General features: G+C 64.5%; 20 protein-coding genes and 1 tRNA gene. 14 read left to right on the plus strand and 7 right to left on the minus strand.

The features are described from left to right. Window positions 1–168: 168 nt before the first annotated feature. Window positions 169–1,224 (minus strand): SGNH/GDSL hydrolase family protein, encoded by a 1,056-nt coding sequence (locus CKO23_RS13160; protein WP_200331865.1) that lies wholly within the window; start codon window positions 1,222–1,224, stop codon window positions 169–171. 92 nt (window positions 1,225–1,316) lie between these two features. On the opposite strand from CKO23_RS13160, the gene CKO23_RS13165 reads away from it, so the two are divergent. From CKO23_RS13165 to CKO23_RS13175, 3 genes are read left to right on the plus strand one after another with little or no spacing between them, the layout of a single operon-like run. Beyond that, window positions 1,317–3,161 carry a carbamoyltransferase family protein gene (locus CKO23_RS13165; protein WP_200331866.1) on the plus strand — a complete coding sequence of 615 codons (1,845 nt, stop codon included), beginning with the start codon at window positions 1,317–1,319 and terminating at the stop codon, window positions 3,159–3,161. A 12-nt stretch (window positions 3,162–3,173) separates the two neighbouring features. Then, entirely contained in the window at window positions 3,174–3,578 is a 405-nt protein-coding gene (locus CKO23_RS13170) for an SxtJ family membrane protein (protein WP_200331867.1), read from the plus strand. After that, window positions 3,578–3,730, plus strand: a complete 153-nt coding sequence (locus CKO23_RS13175; protein WP_200331868.1) for a DUF5989 family protein — start codon at window positions 3,578–3,580, stop codon at window positions 3,728–3,730. Before CKO23_RS13170 ends, CKO23_RS13175 begins: the two co-directional genes overlap by 1 nt. A gap of 72 nt (window positions 3,731–3,802) precedes the next feature. Here CKO23_RS13175 and CKO23_RS13180 read toward each other — a convergent pair whose 3' ends face one another. After that, window positions 3,803–4,126: a PepSY domain-containing protein gene (locus CKO23_RS13180; protein ID WP_242482418.1), complete on the minus strand. Its 324-nt coding sequence runs from the start codon at window positions 4,124–4,126 to the stop codon at window positions 3,803–3,805. A 145-nt stretch (window positions 4,127–4,271) separates the two neighbouring features. Here CKO23_RS13180 and CKO23_RS13185 point away from each other — a divergent pair, with 145 nt between their 5' ends. From CKO23_RS13185 to CKO23_RS13200, 4 genes are all read left to right on the plus strand, one after another. After that, on the plus strand, window positions 4,272–4,898 hold the full coding sequence (locus CKO23_RS13185; RefSeq protein ID WP_200331869.1) for a cytochrome b/b6 domain-containing protein: 627 nt from the start codon (window positions 4,272–4,274) through the stop codon (window positions 4,896–4,898). Continuing rightward, a complete protein-coding gene (locus tag CKO23_RS13190) occupies window positions 4,898–5,254 on the plus strand; it encodes a DUF1924 domain-containing protein (protein ID WP_200331871.1) in 357 nt (118 codons plus the stop codon). The genes CKO23_RS13185 and CKO23_RS13190 overlap by 1 nt, the downstream gene beginning before the upstream one ends. A 30-nt stretch (window positions 5,255–5,284) precedes the next feature. Next, complete coding sequence (locus tag CKO23_RS13195) at window positions 5,285–5,881, plus strand: cytochrome C (protein WP_200331873.1); 597 nt, start codon at window positions 5,285–5,287, stop codon at window positions 5,879–5,881. A 385-nt stretch (window positions 5,882–6,266) separates the two neighbouring features. Beyond that, window positions 6,267–7,064: an esterase/lipase family protein gene (locus CKO23_RS13200; RefSeq protein ID WP_200331874.1), complete on the plus strand. Its 798-nt coding sequence runs from the start codon at window positions 6,267–6,269 to the stop codon at window positions 7,062–7,064. A gap of 257 nt (window positions 7,065–7,321) precedes the next feature. Here the strand turns inward: CKO23_RS13200 and sbmA are convergent, their stop codons facing one another. The 5 genes from sbmA to CKO23_RS13225 form a co-directional block, all read right to left on the minus strand. After that, window positions 7,322–8,578 (minus strand): peptide antibiotic transporter SbmA, encoded by a 1,257-nt coding sequence (gene sbmA, locus CKO23_RS13205; protein ID WP_200331876.1) that lies wholly within the window; start codon window positions 8,576–8,578, stop codon window positions 7,322–7,324. A 106-nt stretch (window positions 8,579–8,684) separates the two neighbouring features. After that, window positions 8,685–9,650, minus strand: coding sequence for an adenosylcobinamide-phosphate synthase CbiB (gene cbiB, locus CKO23_RS13210; protein ID WP_200331878.1), 966 nt, complete (start codon window positions 9,648–9,650; stop codon window positions 8,685–8,687). Then, window positions 9,641–10,822, minus strand: a complete 1,182-nt coding sequence (locus CKO23_RS13215) for an adenosylcobinamide amidohydrolase (RefSeq protein WP_200331880.1) — start codon at window positions 10,820–10,822, stop codon at window positions 9,641–9,643. Before CKO23_RS13215 ends, cbiB begins: the two co-directional genes overlap by 10 nt. An 11-nt stretch (window positions 10,823–10,833) precedes the next feature. Continuing rightward, on the minus strand, window positions 10,834–11,628 hold the full coding sequence (gene cobM, locus CKO23_RS13220) for a precorrin-4 C(11)-methyltransferase (protein WP_200331882.1): 795 nt from the start codon (window positions 11,626–11,628) through the stop codon (window positions 10,834–10,836). Window positions 11,629–12,019: 391 nt separating this feature from the next. Further along, a tRNA-Met gene (locus CKO23_RS13225) sits at window positions 12,020–12,094 on the minus strand. 141 nt (window positions 12,095–12,235) lie between these two features. Between CKO23_RS13225 and CKO23_RS13230 the strand changes: the two genes are divergently transcribed. From CKO23_RS13230 to CKO23_RS13260, 7 genes are all read left to right on the plus strand, one after another. After that, a complete protein-coding gene (locus CKO23_RS13230; protein ID WP_200331884.1) occupies window positions 12,236–13,495 on the plus strand; it encodes a tyrosine-type recombinase/integrase in 1,260 nt (419 codons plus the stop codon). Between the two features lie 87 nt (window positions 13,496–13,582). Beyond that, on the plus strand, window positions 13,583–14,389 hold the full coding sequence (locus tag CKO23_RS13235; protein WP_200331886.1) for a hypothetical protein: 807 nt from the start codon (window positions 13,583–13,585) through the stop codon (window positions 14,387–14,389). Window positions 14,390–14,491: 102 nt separating this feature from the next. Further along, window positions 14,492–14,692, plus strand: coding sequence for a helix-turn-helix domain-containing protein (locus CKO23_RS13240; protein ID WP_200331888.1), 201 nt, complete (start codon window positions 14,492–14,494; stop codon window positions 14,690–14,692). A gap of 328 nt (window positions 14,693–15,020) precedes the next feature. After that, window positions 15,021–15,431: a hypothetical protein gene (locus CKO23_RS13245; protein ID WP_200331889.1), complete on the plus strand. Its 411-nt coding sequence runs from the start codon at window positions 15,021–15,023 to the stop codon at window positions 15,429–15,431. Continuing rightward, entirely contained in the window at window positions 15,431–18,712 is a 3,282-nt protein-coding gene (locus CKO23_RS13250; protein WP_200331890.1) for a DUF927 domain-containing protein, read from the plus strand. Before CKO23_RS13245 ends, CKO23_RS13250 begins: the two co-directional genes overlap by 1 nt. Further along, window positions 18,712–19,299, plus strand: a complete 588-nt coding sequence (locus CKO23_RS13255) for a hypothetical protein (protein WP_200331891.1) — start codon at window positions 18,712–18,714, stop codon at window positions 19,297–19,299. The genes CKO23_RS13250 and CKO23_RS13255 overlap by 1 nt, the downstream gene beginning before the upstream one ends. Continuing rightward, the coding region (locus tag CKO23_RS13260) for a hypothetical protein (RefSeq protein WP_207168539.1) at window positions 19,296–19,560 on the plus strand (265 nt) is incomplete at its 3' end. The genes CKO23_RS13255 and CKO23_RS13260, both read left to right, overlap by 4 nt.

Genomic DNA, 19,560 nt, shown 5'->3' on the forward strand with positions numbered 1-19,560 from the left:
CGGCGTCGAGGTGATCCCGAGTCCGCGCCGCCAGCCAAGACGCTCAGCAGCACCATCATACCCCGGCACCTTGACAGCCTTCTGACAGCGGTCACGGAACGATCGCATCCGACTCCCCGCCCCTTTGCCTGGATGGCGCGAGTCCCCTGCGGAGGCTCTACCCCGAGATCATGGCTTCGACGTCAGATCATCGAGGCAGCGGCTGAGGGATTGGCAAAGGATCTGGTGCCCCTTGGCGCTGTAGTGGATGTCGTCTCTTGCCAGAAACAGGGCGTCGAGATCGCTCTGGCGCGCGAAATCGTCATAGGGGTCGCAGTATCGCAGGCCACGTCCATCGAGCAGGTCGCGGACCAGCATCCGCGGTTCGCCGAACTCCGAGGGAGTGCGCAGTTCGTTCAGCTCCGGGAAGAGAATGACATCGAAGGGGATGTTCGCGCCTTTCAGCAGTGCCGCGAAGTCGTCGAGCTGCGTCTCGAATCGCTGTCGGTTTTCCTCGGATCGCCAACCGGCGACCACGGTGCGCATCCACTTCGTGTGGTACTCCTCGCGCTCGTCCACGTTCACGAGGGCATAGGAGACGCGCGTCTTGATTTCGCGCAGGAAGCGCACGGCATAGGTGCGACCGATGCGCTCCTGTATGCGGGCGACCCAGTCGGGCTTGTGCCATCCCTCGGCATGCCGCCGGGCACGGCGGGCCGGGCCGTTATTGTCCATCGACGCGAAGTCGTTCAGGGTGATGCCGACCAGGACCGCATCGGGTGCGGCGCCCAGGAAACCCAGACGCGCCAGCGTCAGGTAATGACCGAAGCTATAGGAATTCACGCCCAGGTTGAGCACGCGACGGCCCGCATGGCCGGTTTGATTGGCGTCGCCGAGACACTCGGTGAATCTGTCCTCCTGGCGCACGCCCGCGCCGAACACGACCGAGTCGCCCAAGACGGCAATCCGCGCCCCATCGCCGGGCTGGGCCGCGAAATCACGGTCGCGGAACCCCTGCGCGTTGATCTCGATCGGAATGTCCTGGTAGGCCGAGCCCTTGAAGTAACCGGAGAAGTTCGGCCGGTAGGAAAAGCCCAGCTGGGGATGCGCAACGGTGAGACCCGTCGGATAGCCATAGTCGCTGATCGGCTGACTGATCCGCAGCTGATAGAAGGCGAAGCCCGCAGCCTCCAGCAGCAAGAAGACGAAGACCAACCAGACCAAGACGAGCAGCGCTTTTCGCATCGGATCCTTTCGCATCACATCTCGATCGTGAGCCGCCCCATTGGGAGTTCGCTATACTGCGCGCCCATTGCCCCAATCGTTACCGCGCGTCCATGGCCGTCACTATCCTTGGTATCTCCGCATATTATCATGACAGCGCCGCGTGCCTGGTGCGTGACGGCGAGATCCTGGCCGCTGCGCAGCAGGAGCGTTTCTCGCGCAAGAAACACGACGCGGACTTTCCGGCGGAGGCGATCGCCTACTGCCTGGAAGAGGCCGGCCTCGCGCTGGCGGATCTCGACCATCTGGTCTTCTATGACAAGCCGCTGATCAAGTTCGAGCGCCTGCTGGAGACCTACCTGGCCTATGCGCCGGGCGGGCTGCGCTCCTTCCTGGCCGCCATGCCGATCTGGCTGAAGGAAAAACTCCTCCTCAAGAGTCTGTTGCGCAAGGAACTCGCCGCGCTTGGCGGCAGCGCGCCGGCGGATCTGCCGCCACTGCTGTTCACCCAACACCATCAGGCGCACGCCGCCTCCGCGTTCTTTCCAAGCCCCTTCGAGCGCGCCGCCGTGCTCTGCATGGATGGCGTCGGCGAGTGGGCGACCACCTCGGTCTGGCTCGGCGACGGCCATCGGCTGACGCCGCAGTGGGAGATCCAGTTTCCGCACTCACTGGGGCTGCTCTACTCGGCCTTCACCTACTTCACCGGCTTCAAGGTCAACTCCGGCGAGTACAAGCTGATGGGGCTTGCCCCTTACGGCGAGCCGAGGTACAGGGATCTAATCCTCAAGCACCTGCTGGCGCTGAAGGACGACGGCAGCTTTCGCATGGACATGCGCTATTTCAACTACGCCAACGGCCTGACCATGACCAACCGGGCCTTCGACCGGCTCTTTGGCGGCCCGCCGCGCCGGCCCGAATCGCCGGTCACGCAGCGGGAAATGGACCTGGCCAGTTCTATTCAGGCGGTCACCGAGGAGGTCGTGCTGCGCCTGGGTCGGACGGTCCATCGGGAGCTGGGCGTCGATCACCTCTGCCTGGCCGGCGGGGTCGCGCTGAATTGCGTCGCCAACGGTCGGCTGCTGCGGGAGGGGCCATTCAAGGAGATCTGGGTTCAGCCCGCGGCGGGCGACGCCGGCGGTGCCCTGGGCGCCGCGCTGTCCGTCTGGCACCAGTACCTCGACAAGCCCCGCGCTGGCGCCGACCACGACCGCATGCGCGGCGCCTATTTGGGGCCGGCGTTCGACAATGCCCAGATCGAAGCCTACCTGAATAGCGCCGGCATTCCTTACCAGCGCCTGGACGACGACACCTTGATGGCTCGGCTAGCGGCGCTGCTCGACGACGAGCAGGTCATCGGCTGGTTCCAGGGCCGCATGGAATTCGGCCCACGGGCGCTGGGCGGGCGCTCCATCATCGGCGATCCGCGCAGCGCGAAGATGCAGACGGTGATGAACCTCAAGATCAAGTATCGGGAATCCTTCCGACCCTTTGCGCCGGCGGTCCTCGCGGAGCAGGTCACGGACTGGTTCGAGTACGCGGGCCGCAGCCCCTACATGCTGATGGTCGCGCCGGTCGCCGAAGCCCGACGCATTGCCATGACGGACGACCAGCAGCGGCTGTTCGGCATCGACAAACTCAAGGTGGCGCGCTCGCAGATCCCGGCCATCACCCATGTGGACGATTCGGCCCGGCTTCAGACCGTGCATGCCGAGACCAACCCGCGCTTCCATCGGTTGATCGCGGCCTTCGCCGAGCGCACCGGCTGCCCGCTGTTGATCAACACCTCCTTCAATGTGCGTGGCGAGCCCATCGTCGGTTCCCCCGAGGATGCCTACCGCTGTTTCATGCGCACCGAGATGGACTATCTGGTGCTGGAGAACTGCCTGCTGGCCAAGTCCGAGCAGCCCGTGCAACCGCGCGATCAAAGCTGGCAACACGAATTCGAGCTGGACTGAGGGTATCCGCCGATGCACGCCATTCCCGAACTCGACGCGCGCGGACTGCGCCGTTTCGCGCTGACCACAGGTGCGATCGTCGCCGCTCTGTTCGGCTTGATCCTGCCCTGGCTGTTCGACCTGCGGTTTCCGATCTGGCCCTGGCCGCTGGCCGCCGTCCTGATGCTCTGGGGGCTGGCCGCGCCGCGCTCGCTGCGCCCGGTCTATCGCGGCTGGATGCGTCTTGGGCTCCTGATGAGCCGCGTGACGACGCCCCTGATCCTGACCCTCGTCTTTTTCCTGGTGTTCGTCCCGGCGGGTCTCATCATGCGTCTGGCCGGGAATGACCCGATGAAGCGCCGTCTGTCGCCGGATGCCGAAAGCTACCGCGAGCCAAGCCAACCGGCCGCACCCGAATCCATGGAGAAACCTTACTGATGCTCGATCTTCTCAAGGACCTTTGGGGCTTCATGCGCGAGCGCAAGAAGTTCTGGCTCGCGCCGATCATCCTCGTCATGTTGCTGCTCGGCGTCTTGATCGTGCTGGCCCAGGGCTCGGCCGTGGCACCCTTCATCTACGCGCTGTTCTGAGGTTGGGCGACGCAGGCTGACGCCCGTTGTTCCCTACATGGCGGGCAAGCGAATCGGCAGATCACTCGTGCATCAGTCCTCCTGCGCCACCAGGATGCGGCCGGTGGCCGCATCCACCTCGACCTCCAGCAGACGCCCGTCCTTGGCAATGATCTTGAGTTCGTAGACCCACGCCTCGGCGCCGTGGCGCCGCGAACGCTCGAACGCCACCCCGACCACCTCGCCCGCCACCCCAGCCAGGATTTCAGCGATCGGGCGCACCTCCCCGCGCCTCAATGCCTCACGCGCGTGATCGTGATCATGGTCGTGCTGGGGAGCCGCATGGACCGAAGCGCAGGCCAGTACCCCCGCGAGGAGGCAGGCGAGCGACTCAAGACGGCGAGAGGCGATGTTCATGCCGACGATTATGGCCGGCCCCCAACTGACCGAACGCTGACAAGGCCCGATAGCCAACAGTCAGGGTCGCCTCGGTAGTCTGCGCAACAGGGTCACGACACCTCGTGACCGCCTAAGCGACGACCACCACAAGGAGCACCGATCCATGACGACACCCACCACGGTCACCCAGGAGACCACGCCACCGGATTCCATCACCGCCGCCGCGAGCCCGCGGGTGCGCGTCTGGGATCCGCTGGTGCGGGTCTTCCATTGGACGCTGGCCGGCGGTTTCGCCACGGCCTTCATCGTCGAGGACGACCTCCTCGATGTGCATGTCTGGGCCGGCTATCTGGTCCTGAGCCTGATCGCCGTGCGCCTGGTCTGGGGTGTCATCGGCACCCGACATGCGCGTTTCAGCGACTTCGTGCGGAGACCTAGCCAGGTCATCGCCTACCTCAAGGCGGCGCTCACCCTGCGCGCGCCGCGCTATCTGGGGCACAACCCGGCTGGCGGGGCCATGGTGGTGGCGCTGCTGCTCGCGGTCACGGCGACCGGCGCCAGCGGGATGGCGCTCTACGGCGCACAGGAATTCGCCGGTCCCCTGGCGGGGGCGATGAGCGGCGTCTCCAACGCCACGGCGCATGCGCTCGAAGACGTTCATGAATTTTTCGCCAACCTCACGCTCGCCCTGGTGATCGCTCACCTGGCCGGCGTGCTCTTTTCCAGCCTGTCGCATCAGGAAAATCTGATCGGCGCCATGATTACCGGATACAAACGGAGAGAAGACTGATGAAACAACGCCTTGCAATCGCTCTGGTCGCGACTGGCGCGCTGACTCTGCCGACCACCCTCTTGGCCGCCGACCCGGCTGCGGGCAAAGCGGGCTGGATCAAGGAATACGCCCAAACGGACGGCTCGCCCGCGCGCAGTTGCGCCACCTGCCACGGCCGCGACCTGACCCAGGCGGGTCGTCACGCCAAGACCGGCAAGACGATCGAACCCATGGCGCCCTCGGTCAATCCACAACGCCTGACCGACCAGAAGAAGGTCGACAAATGGCTGCTGCGCAACTGCAACTGGACCCTCGGGCGCGAATGCAGCGCGACCGAAAAGGCCGATTTCATTGCTTACCTCAAAACCCAGTAATCACGACCCAGTCATCCGGAGACTCAATCAATGCAGCATCCCAAACCCATTCTCATCCTGCTGGCCGTCGGCCTGCTCTCGCTGGGCACTGTCGGCTTGGCCTTCGGCGATGACGACGACGACGATGAAGGCCGCGAGGGCGGCCACGAGGAAAGCGGCTGGATGGAGTCCCGCTCCCGGCTCGCGCCCGTCGTCAACGCCACTTACAACACGGAGTGCGGCTCCTGTCACATGGCCTACCAGCCGGGACTGCTGCCGCCGCGCGCCTGGGCGCAGATCATGACGCCCACGGCGCTTGCGAATCACTATGGCGACGACGCCTCGCTGACGGAGGATCTGCGCACCGAGATCAGCAGCTTCCTCGGCGCCAATTCCGCCGATCTGGCCTTGCAGGGCAATCCTCGGCGCCTCGATGCCAGCGGGCCGAACACGGGCGGCGTGCTGCCGCGCATCAGCGAAACCGCCAACTTCAAGCACGAGCATGATGAGATCCCGTCACGTCTGGTGGCGGGAAATCCGGAGGTTGGCAGCTTCAGCAAATGCAATGCCTGCCATCGCGGCGCGACCGAGGGGAACTACAACGAGCGGCAGATCAACATTCCAGGCCATGGCCCCTGGGAGGATTGATCCAGGCAGGGCAAAGCGATCACGCGCGATGCCCCTAGGGACCGCCATCGTCCGGGCGTTACGCCCTCCCGAACCAGGGGCTCGCCGCCGCCCTCGGGCCGTCGTCGAATCGCGACCGGAGACCGTGGCTCGGATCCTGGTTCCAGTCGATCGGCCGCCCGGTCAGAGTCAGCGTCCAGGCCGCGCTCGGCATCGTTGACGACGCGATCACGCGGATGCGAGACAATGCCCGGGGCGAGATCGCTCATCGTCGGCGCCACTCGATGGCGTCGACGATGACCTGGGCATGTCGCTCGGCTTCGCCAAAGCAAGCCAGCGCAGCTGCCCGACCTCCGCCCCGAGCCTCTTGCTCACACCCTCCGTTTCCGCATCGATGACGTATCCAATGACCAGACTCTCAGAATCGCAAGCCCTCTGGCTCCAGGCCAGCACCCCGTTCCGACTCGCACTGGAGTCCCGCGCGGGCCTGGAATTCGCCAGCCTCTTCGTCGCCCAGCCCTTCCTCTACGGAGCGCCGACAGGCGACGGACACCCGGTGCTCGTCTTGCCACGCCTGCTCGGCTGCGATCTCTCGACCCAACCCCTGCGCCACTACCTGTCCACGCTCGGTTATGCCGCCAGCCCCTGGGAGCTTGGCGTCAACCTCGGCCCGCGACAGGGCGTCCTGCGCGATTGCCTCGCCCGACTCGCGCACCTCCATGCCGAGCATGGCCGCGCGGTGAGCCTCATTGGCTGGAGCCTCGGCGGACTCTATGCCCGAGAGATGGCCAAAGAGGCGCCGGACCTGGTCAGACAGGTCATCACCCTCGGATCGCCCTTCACCGGGCACCAAACGCCCGCTGACCTCTGGGCCATGTACGAGGCGGCGACGGGAGACCCCATGGGCCTGCCCGAGCGGCACGGCCCGCTCGACGCAGCGCCTCCCGTCCCGACGACATCCATCTACAGCCGCACGGACGGCATCGTCCCCTGGAACTGCAGTCTCGAGCGCGAGGGTCCGCAGACCGAAAACATCGAGGTCCATTCCAGTCACCTGGGCCTCGCCAGCAACCCGCTCAGCCTCTTCGCGGTCGCCGACCGACTCGCCCAGCCGGAAGGCCAATGGCAGCCGTTCGAGCGTCGCGGCCTCAAGGCATGGCTCTACCCTGAGCCCGCCCGCGCCGTCTGCGCGCAAGTCGCCTGAGCGCGCGCCTGACCGAAGAGCAGGCGCCCGTCGGTCGGACGGGCGCCTGGTCCCTGCCCATTGGCATAGGGACTTCAGAGGAAAGCATCGCCAAGTCGGTCGCATCCGCCATGCGAATCGGCGCGGGATCGCGGCCGGGACTGTGTGGCCAGGCCGCCGCCGCTAGCCGCCGCGCCGCGCCAGCCGGAAGCGCGTGACCAGGGGGAACCGCCGGCACACGCCCGATCGCGGCGCCGCCAGATGAGACCGAGCGGGGCTCAGTCCGGGGTCGCCGCCTCGGTGGCCAGATAGAGCTGATCCAATTCCGGCAGCGGGCGCTGCTCGAAGGCGGCCTCGAAGGCCGCGAGTCGCTTGTGGATGGACTGCAGCTCCACGATGGTGGTCCAGGAATTCACCAGGTACTGGAAGGACGAAGACACCTGGCCGAAGGCGGTCAGGATCTGCTGCAGGATGCCGAAGGTGACCTTACCGGCCGCGATGGTCGGCACCAGGATGAGATAGACGAAGATATTGTCCGCCTGCAGGTAGGTGTAGCGGGCGATGTTGAAATAGAAGTAGTGGAAGTAGAGCCGGAAGTAGTTCCTGCGGACGTTGCTGAAGAGTTCCCGCAGCGTCGGCGGCTGGGCGCGGCTGGCATCGTCCTCGCCATAGACCAGCTCCTTGCGATAGGCCGCCTCGACGCGCTGATTGCGGAAGTAGAGACCCGGAAGCTTGATGCCGGCCACCGCGAGCAAGCCGGTGCCGAGGATGGACCAGACCAGGGCGGCGCTGAACAGCGGTGCCGGAATGGCCCCCAGGATCGGCAGCTCGCTGACATAGGAGGAGAGCGCGAAGAGCACCGGCAGGAAGGCGAACAGGGTCATCACCGAGTCCACGATCTTCACACCGAGCGTCTCCACGATGTCCGCGAAGCGCATGGTGTCCTCCTGGATGCGCTGGGCGGCACCCTCGATGGAGCGGACCTCTTCCCAGCGGGCGACATAGTAGTCATTCATCGCCGTGCGCCAGCGGAAGACGAAGTGGCTCACGAAGAAGCTGGTCGCCACGACCACCAGGATGGCGATGAAGGCGATCTCGGCGAAGTCGATCAGCAGGGCGAACAGCTCGCCCGAGGTCACAACGACATCCCCCGAGAGCGCATTCTGCACGGTATCGAAGAAGGGTCGGCGCCACTCGTTGATGGCCACCGAGACCTGCACGGAGAAGTAGGTCGAGAAGAGGATCAGCGAGGAACCGAGGATGGACCACCAGCGCCAGGGGTGCGGGTCGCGCCTGAACCAGAAGCCCGCGAAGAGCGCGGTGACCAGCGCGTAATAGATGTAGAACCAGATGAAGCCGGGCGTGACGAAATAGCCGATCCCGATGACCGGCGGCGCATCCGCCGCCGCCGCGGGGAAACCCAGCACCGTGCCCAAGGACTCGCCGAAGAGGTACCAGAACAGAATACTGACGGCTGTCCAACCCAGCGCGGTCGAGAAGAAGAGTCCGGGACGCGGGAAGAAGGAACGAAACAAGGCACATCTCCTTTAAGGGGCAACTGAGCGGCGGGCAGACTGGCGTGAAACCGACTGGAGTGCAAGATCCCTGAAGGGCCGGCCACCGCCGGACACCTTCTCTAGGTCACCAAGGCAAGAAGGCGCGCAGAGGCGCCATTACCACGCCGCAGGCGAACGCCAGCAAACTGCAGAGGAAGATCAGCTCCAAGGCCCGCTGGAGATCGGCGCCATCCAGGTCGGCTGGCCAATTCGCATCGCCCATGTAGGTCTCGTTGATCAAACACCCCTTCGCCCAAACAGGGCCCAGCAGACGCACGCGCAAGGCCCCCGCACAGGCCGCCTCGCTCCAGCCGGAGTTCGGGCTCGGGAGAACGGCGTGATAGCGCCAGGCGGCGCGAATCGCTAGCAGCGGATGGAGCCTGAGCAGCGCCGCCGCCACGGCGATCAAGACGACCGAGAACCGCGCTGGCAGCCAGTGCGCCAGGTCGTCACTGCGTGCGCCCGCCCAACCGAATTCCAGATAAGGCGCGCGCTTGTAGCCGACCATGGAGTCCAGGGTGGACACCGACTTGACCAGGATGAGGCCAGGCAGCCCGAAGAGGCAGAGCGCGAAGAGGGGCGTCAGCACCCCGTCCGTGAAGTTCTCGGACAGGCTCTCGATGGCCGCCCGCACGATGCCGTCGCGCTGCAGGGGCTGGGTGTCGCGTCCCACCAGCATGCGCATGTGCTCCCGCGCCGCCGGGAGATCCCCCAGGCTCTTGAGCACCCGCCAGCCCTGCTCGATCAGCCCCCGAAGACAGAGCAGGCTATAGGCGATGAAGAGGTCCCAGACCATCGCCAGCGCCGGACTCACGAAGGCGAGCGCCCAATGGACGCCCAGCCAGGCGCCGAGCGCCCCCCCGACGACCATCAGCCAGTGCAGCACGCCACCCGCCCGACCTCTTAGCCCGCGCGCGAAGAGCAGACGCTCGCAGGCCAGACTCCAGCCACCGATCAACCGGATGGGGTGCAGCCGATAGACGGGATCGCCGAAGGCGACGTCCAAGAGACAAGCCCCGATGACGAGTGCCAGGTGCGTGGTCATGTCCATTTCCGCTCGAACCCCTTGACCACGGCCAACGCCGCAAGGCGGCCTGGAGACAGGTCCTGATGCGCAAACAGCGCGACCCGGAGCTCCGTGAGCGCCTCCGGGCTCACCGCGACGGCCGCCGCGAGCAGGGCCGCCTGATTGAGTATCGCCTCGCGGGCGACCTCCGCATGCAGCACGCCGGCGCGCGTCAGATCCAGGATCTCCGCCATGCCATAGGCCGCGGCAGCACTCATGGGGTCGTGCTGGAGGGCGAGCAGATTCTGCTCGAAACACTCGGCGTCGCGCGCCTCGAGCTCGTCCCTGGCCGTCGCCCGCAGCGTCGGCTCGTCGCAACCGTGTCGGCCCAGGGCGGCGCAGAGCGAGCGGCGCAGTTCGGGACAGACGCCGTTCTGCAGCAGCAGGCAGCGCGTCACCGCCGCGTGCGTCGCCCGCCCCACCAGCTCGCCGAGCGTATTGTGGCTGCCGGCCCAATGGCGCTCCCAGGTGTCCTCGCGGACCAGGGGCGCGGCGATGGCGAGCTGGTCCGTGCCCGTGCCCGTCGCCAGACCGGATGACTGCAAGCTCGGCATCCGCAGGTCCAGCACGGCGGCACTCTTGCCCTCGGTGACCAGGGTTGCGGCCCGCACCAGGCAGGCCGGCGTGCAGGGCTGGTTGATGAAGACCAGGGTGACGATGGTGCCCGAGCCCGCCTCGGGCGGCGGCACCGACGCGCCGGAGGCGTCCGCCTCGGCCGCCTGCCGCGCACGCTCGACCGGCCGGCTGCCATCTCGATGCTCGTGCCAGCCGGCCGGATCGCCCGCTCGGGTCGCATTGCCCAGCACGCCTGCGGTCGCGATCACGGAGACGGCGAGATCCTCGTGGGCCGCGTGCGTCAGCACGGCGCACTGCATGTTGGCGGCGGTCGCCATGAGCGCGGTCGATTCGGGCGGTAGCTGGCCGGCGGCGCAGGCGCCGCGATGGTAGCCGTCATGCCCCTGTCCGGCCGTCTGGGTATCTCGCACGACGTGGGCGACCCCTTCGCAACTCTGGTGATTGGCGATATGGGTCAGATCCTCGCGCAGCCCGCCGTTGACCCGGCAGGTGCTGAGCACACGGTGGGGCTGCTTGAGGGTCGCGCAGAGGTAACGCCCCCGCCGGCGCAGGCGATAGCGGTCGGTCTCTTCCAACTGCATCGCAGCGCCCGCTAGTCCCGCGTCGACTCGGATGCGCGCGTCGGGCGAAAGCGGCGCGGGAAGGAGGCGTCATAGAGCTTGGAGGGCTGCGACCCGGCGCGCCCACGCGCACCCAAGGCCGGGCTGACCAGAATCAGCGCCTGCCGCTCGACTTGGGCCTCCTGACAACGGCCCGCGATGTCCTCCAGGGTGCCGCGCAGGACCAGCTCCTCATCCGGCCAGGTCGCCTTGTGGACGACGACGACCTGGGCCGTCGCTGCCCAGCCGGCCTCGCGCAGATGGCCGACCACCGCCTCGATGCGTTCGATGGAGAGGAAAATGCACAGGGTGCAATGGTGCGCCGCCAGGGAGGCGAAGGACTCGCGCTCCGGCATCTGGGTGCGCTCGGAAAGTCGGGTGAAGATGACGGTCTGGGTGATCTCCGGCAGGGTCAGGCATTCCCCAGCCGCGGCGGCGGAAGCCATGGCCGAGGAGACGCCGGAGACGATGCCGACCGGGATACCGGCGGCGTCCAGCGGCCGCGCCAGCTCCGCCAAGACCCCGTAGAGCGTCGGATCGCCGGTCTGCAACCGCACGACGGTCTCATGACGCTGGGCGCGTTCCTGCAGCCAGGCCGTCACCTGCGCCAGGTCCATCGACTTGGAATCCGCGATCTCGCAGCCCTCGGGCGCCCATTCGAGCACGGCCTCGGCCACCAGCGAGCCGGTATAGAGAATGGCACCGGCCTCGGAGAGCAGCCTTGCCCCACGCACCGTGATGAGATCCGGCGCACCCGGCCCGGCACCGACGAACCAGACCTTACCCATGGGCTTCACACCAGCGCGGCGCCTCGCGGTCGAGGTTTGGTGACAGGGACTCTTGCATAGGCTGACTGACCTTTCGTCGTGTAGCGCGATAAAGCCGAGTATTCTTGTAACCTACGCCTGCCCTTGTCAAACGAACGCGTCCTCCCGGGTGGCGCCTCTCTCGGTTGAGCTTCAGGCGACTGGAGAGACTCACAGGGTAACCCGCCCGCGAGAATCTAATGGCCGCGCTCCGCCTTGACCGACGCGGAGACACATTCCCTCCCGGCGCAGGGTCGGCGACTCGCCGCTTTGATCCTGCCCCGCTTCGCGAATAGAGGTGACCCCGCAGGGCGCGAACGAGGCCAACCGAGGCGATTCACGCGCCTTGGAGCGACCTTAAGTGATTGAAATATGGTGGGCCGTGTAGGATTCGAACCTACGACCAAGGGATTATGAGTCTCTTGGTTCATTGGCCAGAAAGAACCCCATCGGTCTTTAGGCCCTTTCGCAACCCCAGTAATGGCCCGCTCTATGGGCTTTAGTGTCTTTATGTCCTATCCTGTCCGCTAGAAATCTTTGTGTCCCGATAGGACCCACAAAGAACCCAGCGCAGAAAGGACCTAAGACCATGCCTCGAATCGCACACACCCGCCGCCGTCTCACCAAGGAGATGGTCAGCGGCTTCAAGCCGCGTGCCAGCAAGTTCATCGTGTGGGATGACACAACCCCCAACCTCGGGCTGCGCGTCTACCCGTCCGGCGCCAAGTCCTACGTCCTTCGACTGACCTTCACCGACCTCAACGGCAAGACCATTCAGCGGATGGAGACCCTAGGGAGCGTGGCCGACTTCCCGACACCGGACGCGGCTCGTAACAAAGCACTCGAACTGCGCCAGCGGTACAAGGCAGGCGAGGATGTCAAGGCCACCCGGCAAGCCGCAAAGAGCCGCGATACCACACTGAGCGAAGCCCTGGAGCTATACCTCGCAGCTCGCGCCTGCGGCACCAAGCCGATGAAGCAGCGCACCGCTGACGACTACCGCGCCAAGATGGGCTATGGCTTGGCCAAGTTCATGGACAAGCCGCTCATCACGCTCGACACCGATACCGTCATCCGCTGGCACCGGGACCGCAAGCTAGAAGCTCCGACACGGGCAGACTGCGAGGCTCGTTACCTACGTGCTGTCTGGAACTGGACCAGAGAGGAGCTGGCAAATCTCGAACTGCCCGAATGGCCTACGGCCAGATGGAGCAAGCAAAAGGAGTGGAGTCAGCCGAACCGGCGCAAGCGTCGCCTGAATCGTGAATCCGCTCAGGCATGGATGCAGACCACCCAGGCGTGGGAGAACGACAGGGACCGGGCGCTGTGGCTGATCCTCTATTACACCGGCTGGCGGATCGATGAGGCGATGACCTTGCGCTGGGAGGATGTTGACCTGGAGCGCGGGCGCGTCTGGCTGCGGGACACCAAGACCCGCGACACCTATCAACTCCCCCTTGCCCGCCAGAGCGTCGAAGTTCTGGACTCGCTTTCAGGTCAATCTGATTGGGTCTTTGCGGCCGCGAAGAAGGACGGAGGGATTGGCCCCATGACGCATCCGGGCAAAGCCATCAACCGCCATCGAGCACAGTCGTGCGTCGAGTGGTCTCCTCATGACCTGCGTCGCGGATTCATCTCGGTCGGTGAATCCATTGGCGTGCCAACCGCGGCCGTGCGCCGTCTCACCGGACATGTGGTGAATCAACGCGATGCCCATGACGGTTATATCGACTTCGATGCCGACGACTTGGCGCCGCACGTCCAGCGGATCGCCGATGCCCTGGAGGCGATGGCTCACGGTACCGCTGGTGAGATTGTGGATCTCGGGAACCGGCGAGCATCCGCCTAATCGCCCCCTACAACTGAACAGACCCCGAGACGATGGCCGTCGCCTCGGGGTCCTGACCACCAATCAGCCTGATAGAGAGGCTCGACGATGGCTAATGAGAATATTAACCCGAAGCTCGCCTTGATGGGCGATCATTCTTTACTGCGCCCTTTTGAATTAACCATTGCTGACGCAGTACGGCGAATTCATGAAGGGCTATTTGATTACGATCAAGCAAGCGAGAGCGAGATTGAGAAAGCCTTGATCGAGGCTATCAAATCCGAAGAGCTGCATCCTGTGCGGGGATCGCTTCAACGGCATCAATGGTCAGTCCCCGAGCCGATTTTGAATGCGCGGGAAGTCGAGTCATGGGCGAAATCTGTTGGATTGGAGCTGTCTCCATCCGGCACTTGGTATTCATATCTATTTGATGAGATCGAGACCGAATCCGCGCTCATTGATCGCTTGCAAGCATTGCGCTCATTTCGCGAAATGGAAAGCCAGCAAGATTACGAGGCTCGCATACGCGCGATTGAATATGCGCCAGATGTCGCGAGTCTTGAAATGGATAACGCTCAAAAGCGCGACAAGATGATTTCTCTTATGGATGAAAATTCGAGACTGCGCAGGGAGTTGAACATGAAAAAGGCATTAGACCCAGGAGACGAGGAACCGGACCCTAAGAGCCGCAATACCTATTTGCGTATCATCGCGGCGATGATGGATCTAGCCGGATTTCACCCCGAGAGAAAGGAAAACGTTAGCACCATCAAGAAAAAAATCGACAGCGCGCTCCAAAGACTTGGAGCGAAACCAATCAGCAGCGAAGGCACCATTTCGGACCGCCTCAAAGACGTGCGCAACCTGATCGAGCGAGACCGAGAGGCTACGGGCTCAGAGATCGGCCTTGACTGATCCCGCCCCATTTGGGGTTTGCCTAAATCCATTTGGGCTAGGCGGGCAACCCGGCCGAGTACCTTGTGTCCGCAGAATCACTTAACGCGACACGAGGCGTCAATGAAGAACCTGAACCAAGTCCGCAAGTACCACTCCACTGAAGCTGTTGCCGAAATGATCGGCATGTCAGCTCGGCACGTCAGACGCCTGATCGCAGTCGGCGAGCTGAAGGCGGTTCAGTTTGGGCGCGTGTATCGCGTCCCCGATGAGGCTTTGGACGAAATGGCAGCGGCGAAAGCTGTGCGGCCTCACGCGGCGTAGGGATGAGCGCGAGATGAGCAGCAAATCCAGACAGATCCGCGCTGAAAGACGCGCGAAACGAACAGAGCGATGGGCCAGAAACGAAAGCGCCCCGCGAGTGACCGGCTCGCGAGGCGTTGCAAAGGATTCGATTCAAGGCTTATCGTGTAACGCAGATGACGCTGAAAGGCGCCGTCACCGGGGACGCCAATCCCCGGCATAAATCCCGAGTGACCGGGAACCGACGCGAGACGAAGTATATCAAGGCCCCCGTGCGTCTGCACTGCGCCTGTCCGCGTCTACCTGCCCGTTGCGCTCGGATCTTCCAATCAATTTGGAGTTCCGACACATGAAAACCCGCAATACCCCGTTCATGGCAATGCCGGTCCTTGGACCGAATGTGCATCTTTTCGCCGTTGCCGCAGACATCCCCACAAGCCTGGCAATCAACACCGCCGGCGCGATGCTCAACACCGCTATCGAGACCCTTCGCGGCGCCGTGGTCGATATGGACGCGACACCCGAGGCAAGTCAGGCATGGGCATCCCTCTATGTCCTGACGCAAGTCGCCGCGTTGGTGGAATCGGTCACGCTTGATGTCGAGTGCGCGTCACATGACACCGCGCACCTCGCGCGACTCCAGGCACTTGCCGACACCTGGAGCAACGGCGTCATCGATGATCGCCTGTGGGATGCGATCTGCGTCGCGATGGCCCGCGATGGCTGCCCTGAGCTGAACACCCAAGAGGGCGCGCACTGATGACCAGCCCCCAAGGACCGGGGGCTTCGGCCCCCGCCGTCAACCTCGACACCCTTCCGCCCGAGGTCCGGGCGCAGATGGCGTTTCAGGCGCCAGCACCGAACGACCAGGAGCGCATCCGAGAGGCGCTGTCATTCGTCCCATCAGAGGATCGCGACACCTGGCTCAAGATGGGCATGGCGATCAAGAGCGAGATCGGCGCGTCCGGGTTCGACATCTGGGATGACTGGTCCCAGGGCTCGGACGCCTACAACGCCGCCGATGCCCGCGACGTGTGGAAATCGATCGACGCCAGCGGCAAGGTCAGGATCGGCAGCCTGTTCCATGAGGCCAAGGCGAACGGCTGGCGGGACATCGATCGACCGACGCCACCAACGCCCGCCGAGCTGGCAGAGCGCAAACGCATCGCTGACGCCAAGGCAGCACAGGAAGCGGCGGACATCGCGCGTCAGCAAGCCGAGACCGCGATCAAGGCGGCGGCAGTCTGGGACGCTGCATATCCCGTTACTGACGACGATCGCAACCCTTACCTGGACCGAAAAGGCGTTAGTGACGCGAATACCGAGAACCTGCGCCAGATCGAGACGGACACGGCCGCCAAGATCCTTGGGTATCACCCGTCAGCTGGCGGCAAGCGTCTAAACGGGACGCTGCTAGTCGTGCCCCTGCATCGCGGCGGCGAGCTGGTGAGTCTGGAGCTGATCGACGGCAGCGGGACCAAGGCCGCACTGAATGGCAAAGGCACCAAGACCGGCGCCTACTGGGCCGCTCAACCGCTCGATGCCATCGAGGGCACCGTCATCGTTGGCGAGGGTGTCAGTACCGCACTATCGATCCGGATGGCAACCGGGCTACCTGTAGTCGCGGCGCTGTCGGTGTCGAACTTCGCCAAGACGATTTCTGCCATCCACGCGGGCTACAAGCGGCTGCGTCCGATCCTGGCGGCTGACCTGGACAAGCAGACCGGCGAGCCGATCGAGGCGGCGGTGAAGGCGTCTAGGCAGTTCAGACCGCATATCCCGTTAGTGACGCCAGACTTCGGAGCCGACCGGCCCGAGGGCGCGACCGACTTCAACGACTTGCACCAGGCGCTCGGGCTGGAGGCCGTGCGGGAGCAAATCGAGGCGCAATGGGCGGAGTCCGCTAACCCGCATGACGAGCCGGCGATCCCGGACGACCTGGATACGACTCAGGACGCAACGCCAACGCGCGGGGCGCCGAAAGGCTGGAAGTTGACCGCGACGATGGTCTTCGAGGTCAAGGCCAAGGAGGATGGTGACGAGTACGTTCCTGTCTGCGGCCCGCTTTGGGTGCTTGGGCGCACGACCGGGGCGCATGGCGAGTGGGGCTTAGTGCTGGCTTTCGTCGATCATGACGAGCGCGAGCGGCGGATGGCGATTCCCGCCGAACGGCTGCACGCGGACCCAGGGATATTGGTGTCTGATCTCGCGCGCATGGGGCTTGCCATCAGGCCGTCTCGGCAAAAGAAGGTTGTTGATTACCTCGCGGACTGGAAGCCCGACACCCGCATTCTTTCCGCGAAGCGTCTTGGTTGGCTGGAAGATACAACTGGCGCGCTGTCATTCGTGATGCCCGATCGTGTGATTGCTCGCGACGGCAACCTCGAAGTCATCTTCCAGCCGGAGCGCTACTCACCCACCGTCCGCACCGTTCATGCGTCCGGCTCGCTGGACGACTGGCAGCGCAATGTAGCCACACCTGCCTGCCCCCATCCGCCCATGCTGTTCAGCCTGTGCTGTGGTTTAGCGACAGCCTTCCAGGCGTTCGCCGAAGCCGGCGATTCCTTCATCGTGCATTTCTGGGGCAAGACCTCTCGCGGCAAGACCACGGTTGGGCAGATTGCGGCCTCTCCGTGGGGCTGTGCGGCCGATCCGAACGACGCGCCCAGCCTGACCTTCATCCGACGCTGGAACCTGACCGGGAACGGGCTGGAAGGGCTGGCCGAGGCCCATAGCGACATGCCGCTCGTTCTCGACGAGCTGGGAAGCTCCACCATCGGAGACATCCGCCCACTGGTCTACCAAGTGAGCGGGGGGCAGGGCAAGACCGCCATGACCTCCGCGCGCGAAATGAAAGAACCGCGCTCCTGGAGGACCATCGTCATCTCGACCGGCGAGCTATCCCTTCACGCGCGGATGTCCGACCCGGACGGTGACGGCACCCGAAGCCGCACCGTCAAGGGCGGTCTGACCCATCGCGCACTCGACATTGAAATTGACGACATCGCCGGCGCATCCCCGGAATCTGATCGCGAAAGCGTTGTTTCTGGCATCAAGATCGCCTGCGCGCGCTCCTACGGCACCGCTGGACCAGAGCTGGTCCGGTTGATCGCCAAACGCTTCAACAGCGCAGCGGATGCGCGGGCCTATGTCCGCGAGCAGATTGCCAAGATCCTGACCGAGATCGCGCCCGCTGGTGTGGCAACCGAGACACTGCGGGCGATCAAGCGCTTCGCCCTGGTTTCGGTGGCCGGCGAGTTTGCCGCGCAAGTAGGGCTGATCCCGGCGACCACCGAGCAGATCAGGAGCGCGACCAAGGGCATCGTCACCGCATGGTTGGGCGCATCAGCCGAAACCGACGAGGACCGCATCGTCTCCAGCGTGCGCGCCTTCATCCTGCGTCATGAGAGCCGGTTCCAGCCGATCAATGAGCCGGACCCACCACCTAGAACTGATCGCTACGGGGCTGAGTACCAGCCGACGCCCAGGGCGCCTGAGCCGGTTCGCGATCGCGTCGGCTACGTCGATCGCACGGCGGGGAGATGGATGTTCACACCTGCCGGGCTGATCGAGGCGGCTCCAGGAAACGACAAGACCACCATCGCGCGGACACTCAAAAATTCAGGCTACTTGTACACGAATGAGAAAGAAAAGCTGATGGCGAGAACGAGCGTCGGTGGCGGGCGCCCATGGCTGTATGTCGTCAAGCAATCGATTCTCGACGGTTCTCCAGACGAAAAAAGCGGGAAGCTCATAAAAACACCGGGACAGGCGGGACAGCCGGGACGCGACCAGCAACCACAAGGCTTTGAGCCTGTCCCGGTAGTCACCGGGACACCGGGACAACCGGGACAGGAATCCGGGACAGCGCAAGTAACGGCCGCTTCTGTCCCGGCTGTCCCGGTTGGCAAACACAACCGGGACAGCCCGCGAGCCCTGCAACCACAAGGCTTTGTCCCGGCTGTCCCGGCTGTCCCGGCAAAAAACAGAGATACCGAGAAAAATCCCGAGATCGCGATGCCTGATTGGGAGGCGTTCTGATGGCCAACCAGATCATTCAGCTATCGGCGCGATTCTCAACGAACACAGAACGCGGCTCGGTCGCCCGCAAAATCGAGGCCGATCTGACGCTCGCTGAGTACATCAAACTGGCACCTCGAATCAGGAGGATGGCGCGCGGGAATGCCGGGTACCTCAGCGAGGATGGCGCGCGCGAGGGACTGGATACCGTCATGCGGACCATCCGGTTTATCGATGCCGCGTCAGTACGCGAAAGCCGAGCATGGGTATCGCTGTTCGGTCATGGGTCGAGCGGCAAGCCGTCCGGGTTCGATCACACCCAGGTATGGGACTGGATCGGGCATCGCCTCGTCACTACCGAACCGTATCCTGGCGGGGTCGATCGCGTGATTGATTGGTGCTTCGATCACGGCTGGCAGGCGCGACGAATGCCTGAGTGGGGCATGTGGAATCCGCCGCATACGGAGCTGATCCTGTGCGCTCCACCGAGGTGTGGGGCCGACCTGAGCGCCATCGTCAACCAGATGGCACATCACCGCCCACTGCCCATCGATGCTCGGCAGACCGATGGAAAGGTCACGCGGCGGAAGATGCGGGGTGCGTCATGAGCGCCGCTCGCCTGATGTCTGATCTGCGCGAGCAGGGATTAGCTATGTCCGTCGATGGCGACAGGCTGATCGTCTCGCCGCGCGAGAGAATTACCGAGTTGTCCCGCGCGCTCATCCGCGACCACAAATCCGAGCTGGTCGAACTGCTGACCCAGGCCGCCAACGACACCAGTCCAGCCCGGAGCCGCTGGCTCATCACCCTGCTGGACGGCACCCGCTGGAGCATCTCGCGCACACCGCCCTCGACCCTGGCCGAGCTTC

This window comes from Thiocystis violacea, from assembly GCF_016583565.1.
GTDB classification, from domain to species: domain Bacteria; phylum Pseudomonadota; class Gammaproteobacteria; order Chromatiales; family Chromatiaceae; genus Thiorhodococcus; species Thiorhodococcus violaceus_A.

Excerpts from the sequence above, each read along its gene's own strand:
- CKO23_RS13160 (WP_200331865.1), bottom strand. The coding sequence starts at position 1,224 with ATGCGAAAAGCGCTGCTCGTCTTGGTCTGGTTGGTCTTCGTCTTCTTG.
- CKO23_RS13165 (WP_200331866.1), top strand. The coding sequence starts at position 1,317 with ATGGCCGTCACTATCCTTGGTATCTCCGCATATTATCATGACAGCGCC.
- CKO23_RS13170 (WP_200331867.1), top strand. The coding sequence starts at position 3,174 with ATGCACGCCATTCCCGAACTCGACGCGCGCGGACTGCGCCGTTTCGCG.
- CKO23_RS13175 (WP_200331868.1), top strand. The coding sequence starts at position 3,578 with ATGCTCGATCTTCTCAAGGACCTTTGGGGCTTCATGCGCGAGCGCAAG.
- CKO23_RS13180 (WP_242482418.1), bottom strand. The coding sequence starts at position 4,126 with ATGAACATCGCCTCTCGCCGTCTTGAGTCGCTCGCCTGCCTCCTCGCG.
- CKO23_RS13185 (WP_200331869.1), top strand. The coding sequence starts at position 4,272 with ATGACGACACCCACCACGGTCACCCAGGAGACCACGCCACCGGATTCC.
- CKO23_RS13190 (WP_200331871.1), top strand. The coding sequence starts at position 4,898 with ATGAAACAACGCCTTGCAATCGCTCTGGTCGCGACTGGCGCGCTGACT.
- CKO23_RS13195 (WP_200331873.1), top strand. The coding sequence starts at position 5,285 with ATGCAGCATCCCAAACCCATTCTCATCCTGCTGGCCGTCGGCCTGCTC.
- CKO23_RS13200 (WP_200331874.1), top strand. The coding sequence starts at position 6,267 with ATGACCAGACTCTCAGAATCGCAAGCCCTCTGGCTCCAGGCCAGCACC.
- cbiB (WP_200331878.1), bottom strand. The coding sequence starts at position 9,650 with ATGGACATGACCACGCACCTGGCACTCGTCATCGGGGCTTGTCTCTTG.
- CKO23_RS13215 (WP_200331880.1), bottom strand. The coding sequence starts at position 10,822 with ATGCAGTTGGAAGAGACCGACCGCTATCGCCTGCGCCGGCGGGGGCGT.
- cobM (WP_200331882.1), bottom strand. The coding sequence starts at position 11,628 with ATGGGTAAGGTCTGGTTCGTCGGTGCCGGGCCGGGTGCGCCGGATCTC.
- CKO23_RS13230 (WP_200331884.1), top strand. The coding sequence starts at position 12,236 with ATGCCTCGAATCGCACACACCCGCCGCCGTCTCACCAAGGAGATGGTC.
- CKO23_RS13235 (WP_200331886.1), top strand. The coding sequence starts at position 13,583 with ATGGCTAATGAGAATATTAACCCGAAGCTCGCCTTGATGGGCGATCAT.
- CKO23_RS13240 (WP_200331888.1), top strand. The coding sequence starts at position 14,492 with ATGAAGAACCTGAACCAAGTCCGCAAGTACCACTCCACTGAAGCTGTT.
- CKO23_RS13245 (WP_200331889.1), top strand. The coding sequence starts at position 15,021 with ATGAAAACCCGCAATACCCCGTTCATGGCAATGCCGGTCCTTGGACCG.
- CKO23_RS13250 (WP_200331890.1), top strand. The coding sequence starts at position 15,431 with ATGACCAGCCCCCAAGGACCGGGGGCTTCGGCCCCCGCCGTCAACCTC.
- CKO23_RS13255 (WP_200331891.1), top strand. The coding sequence starts at position 18,712 with ATGGCCAACCAGATCATTCAGCTATCGGCGCGATTCTCAACGAACACA.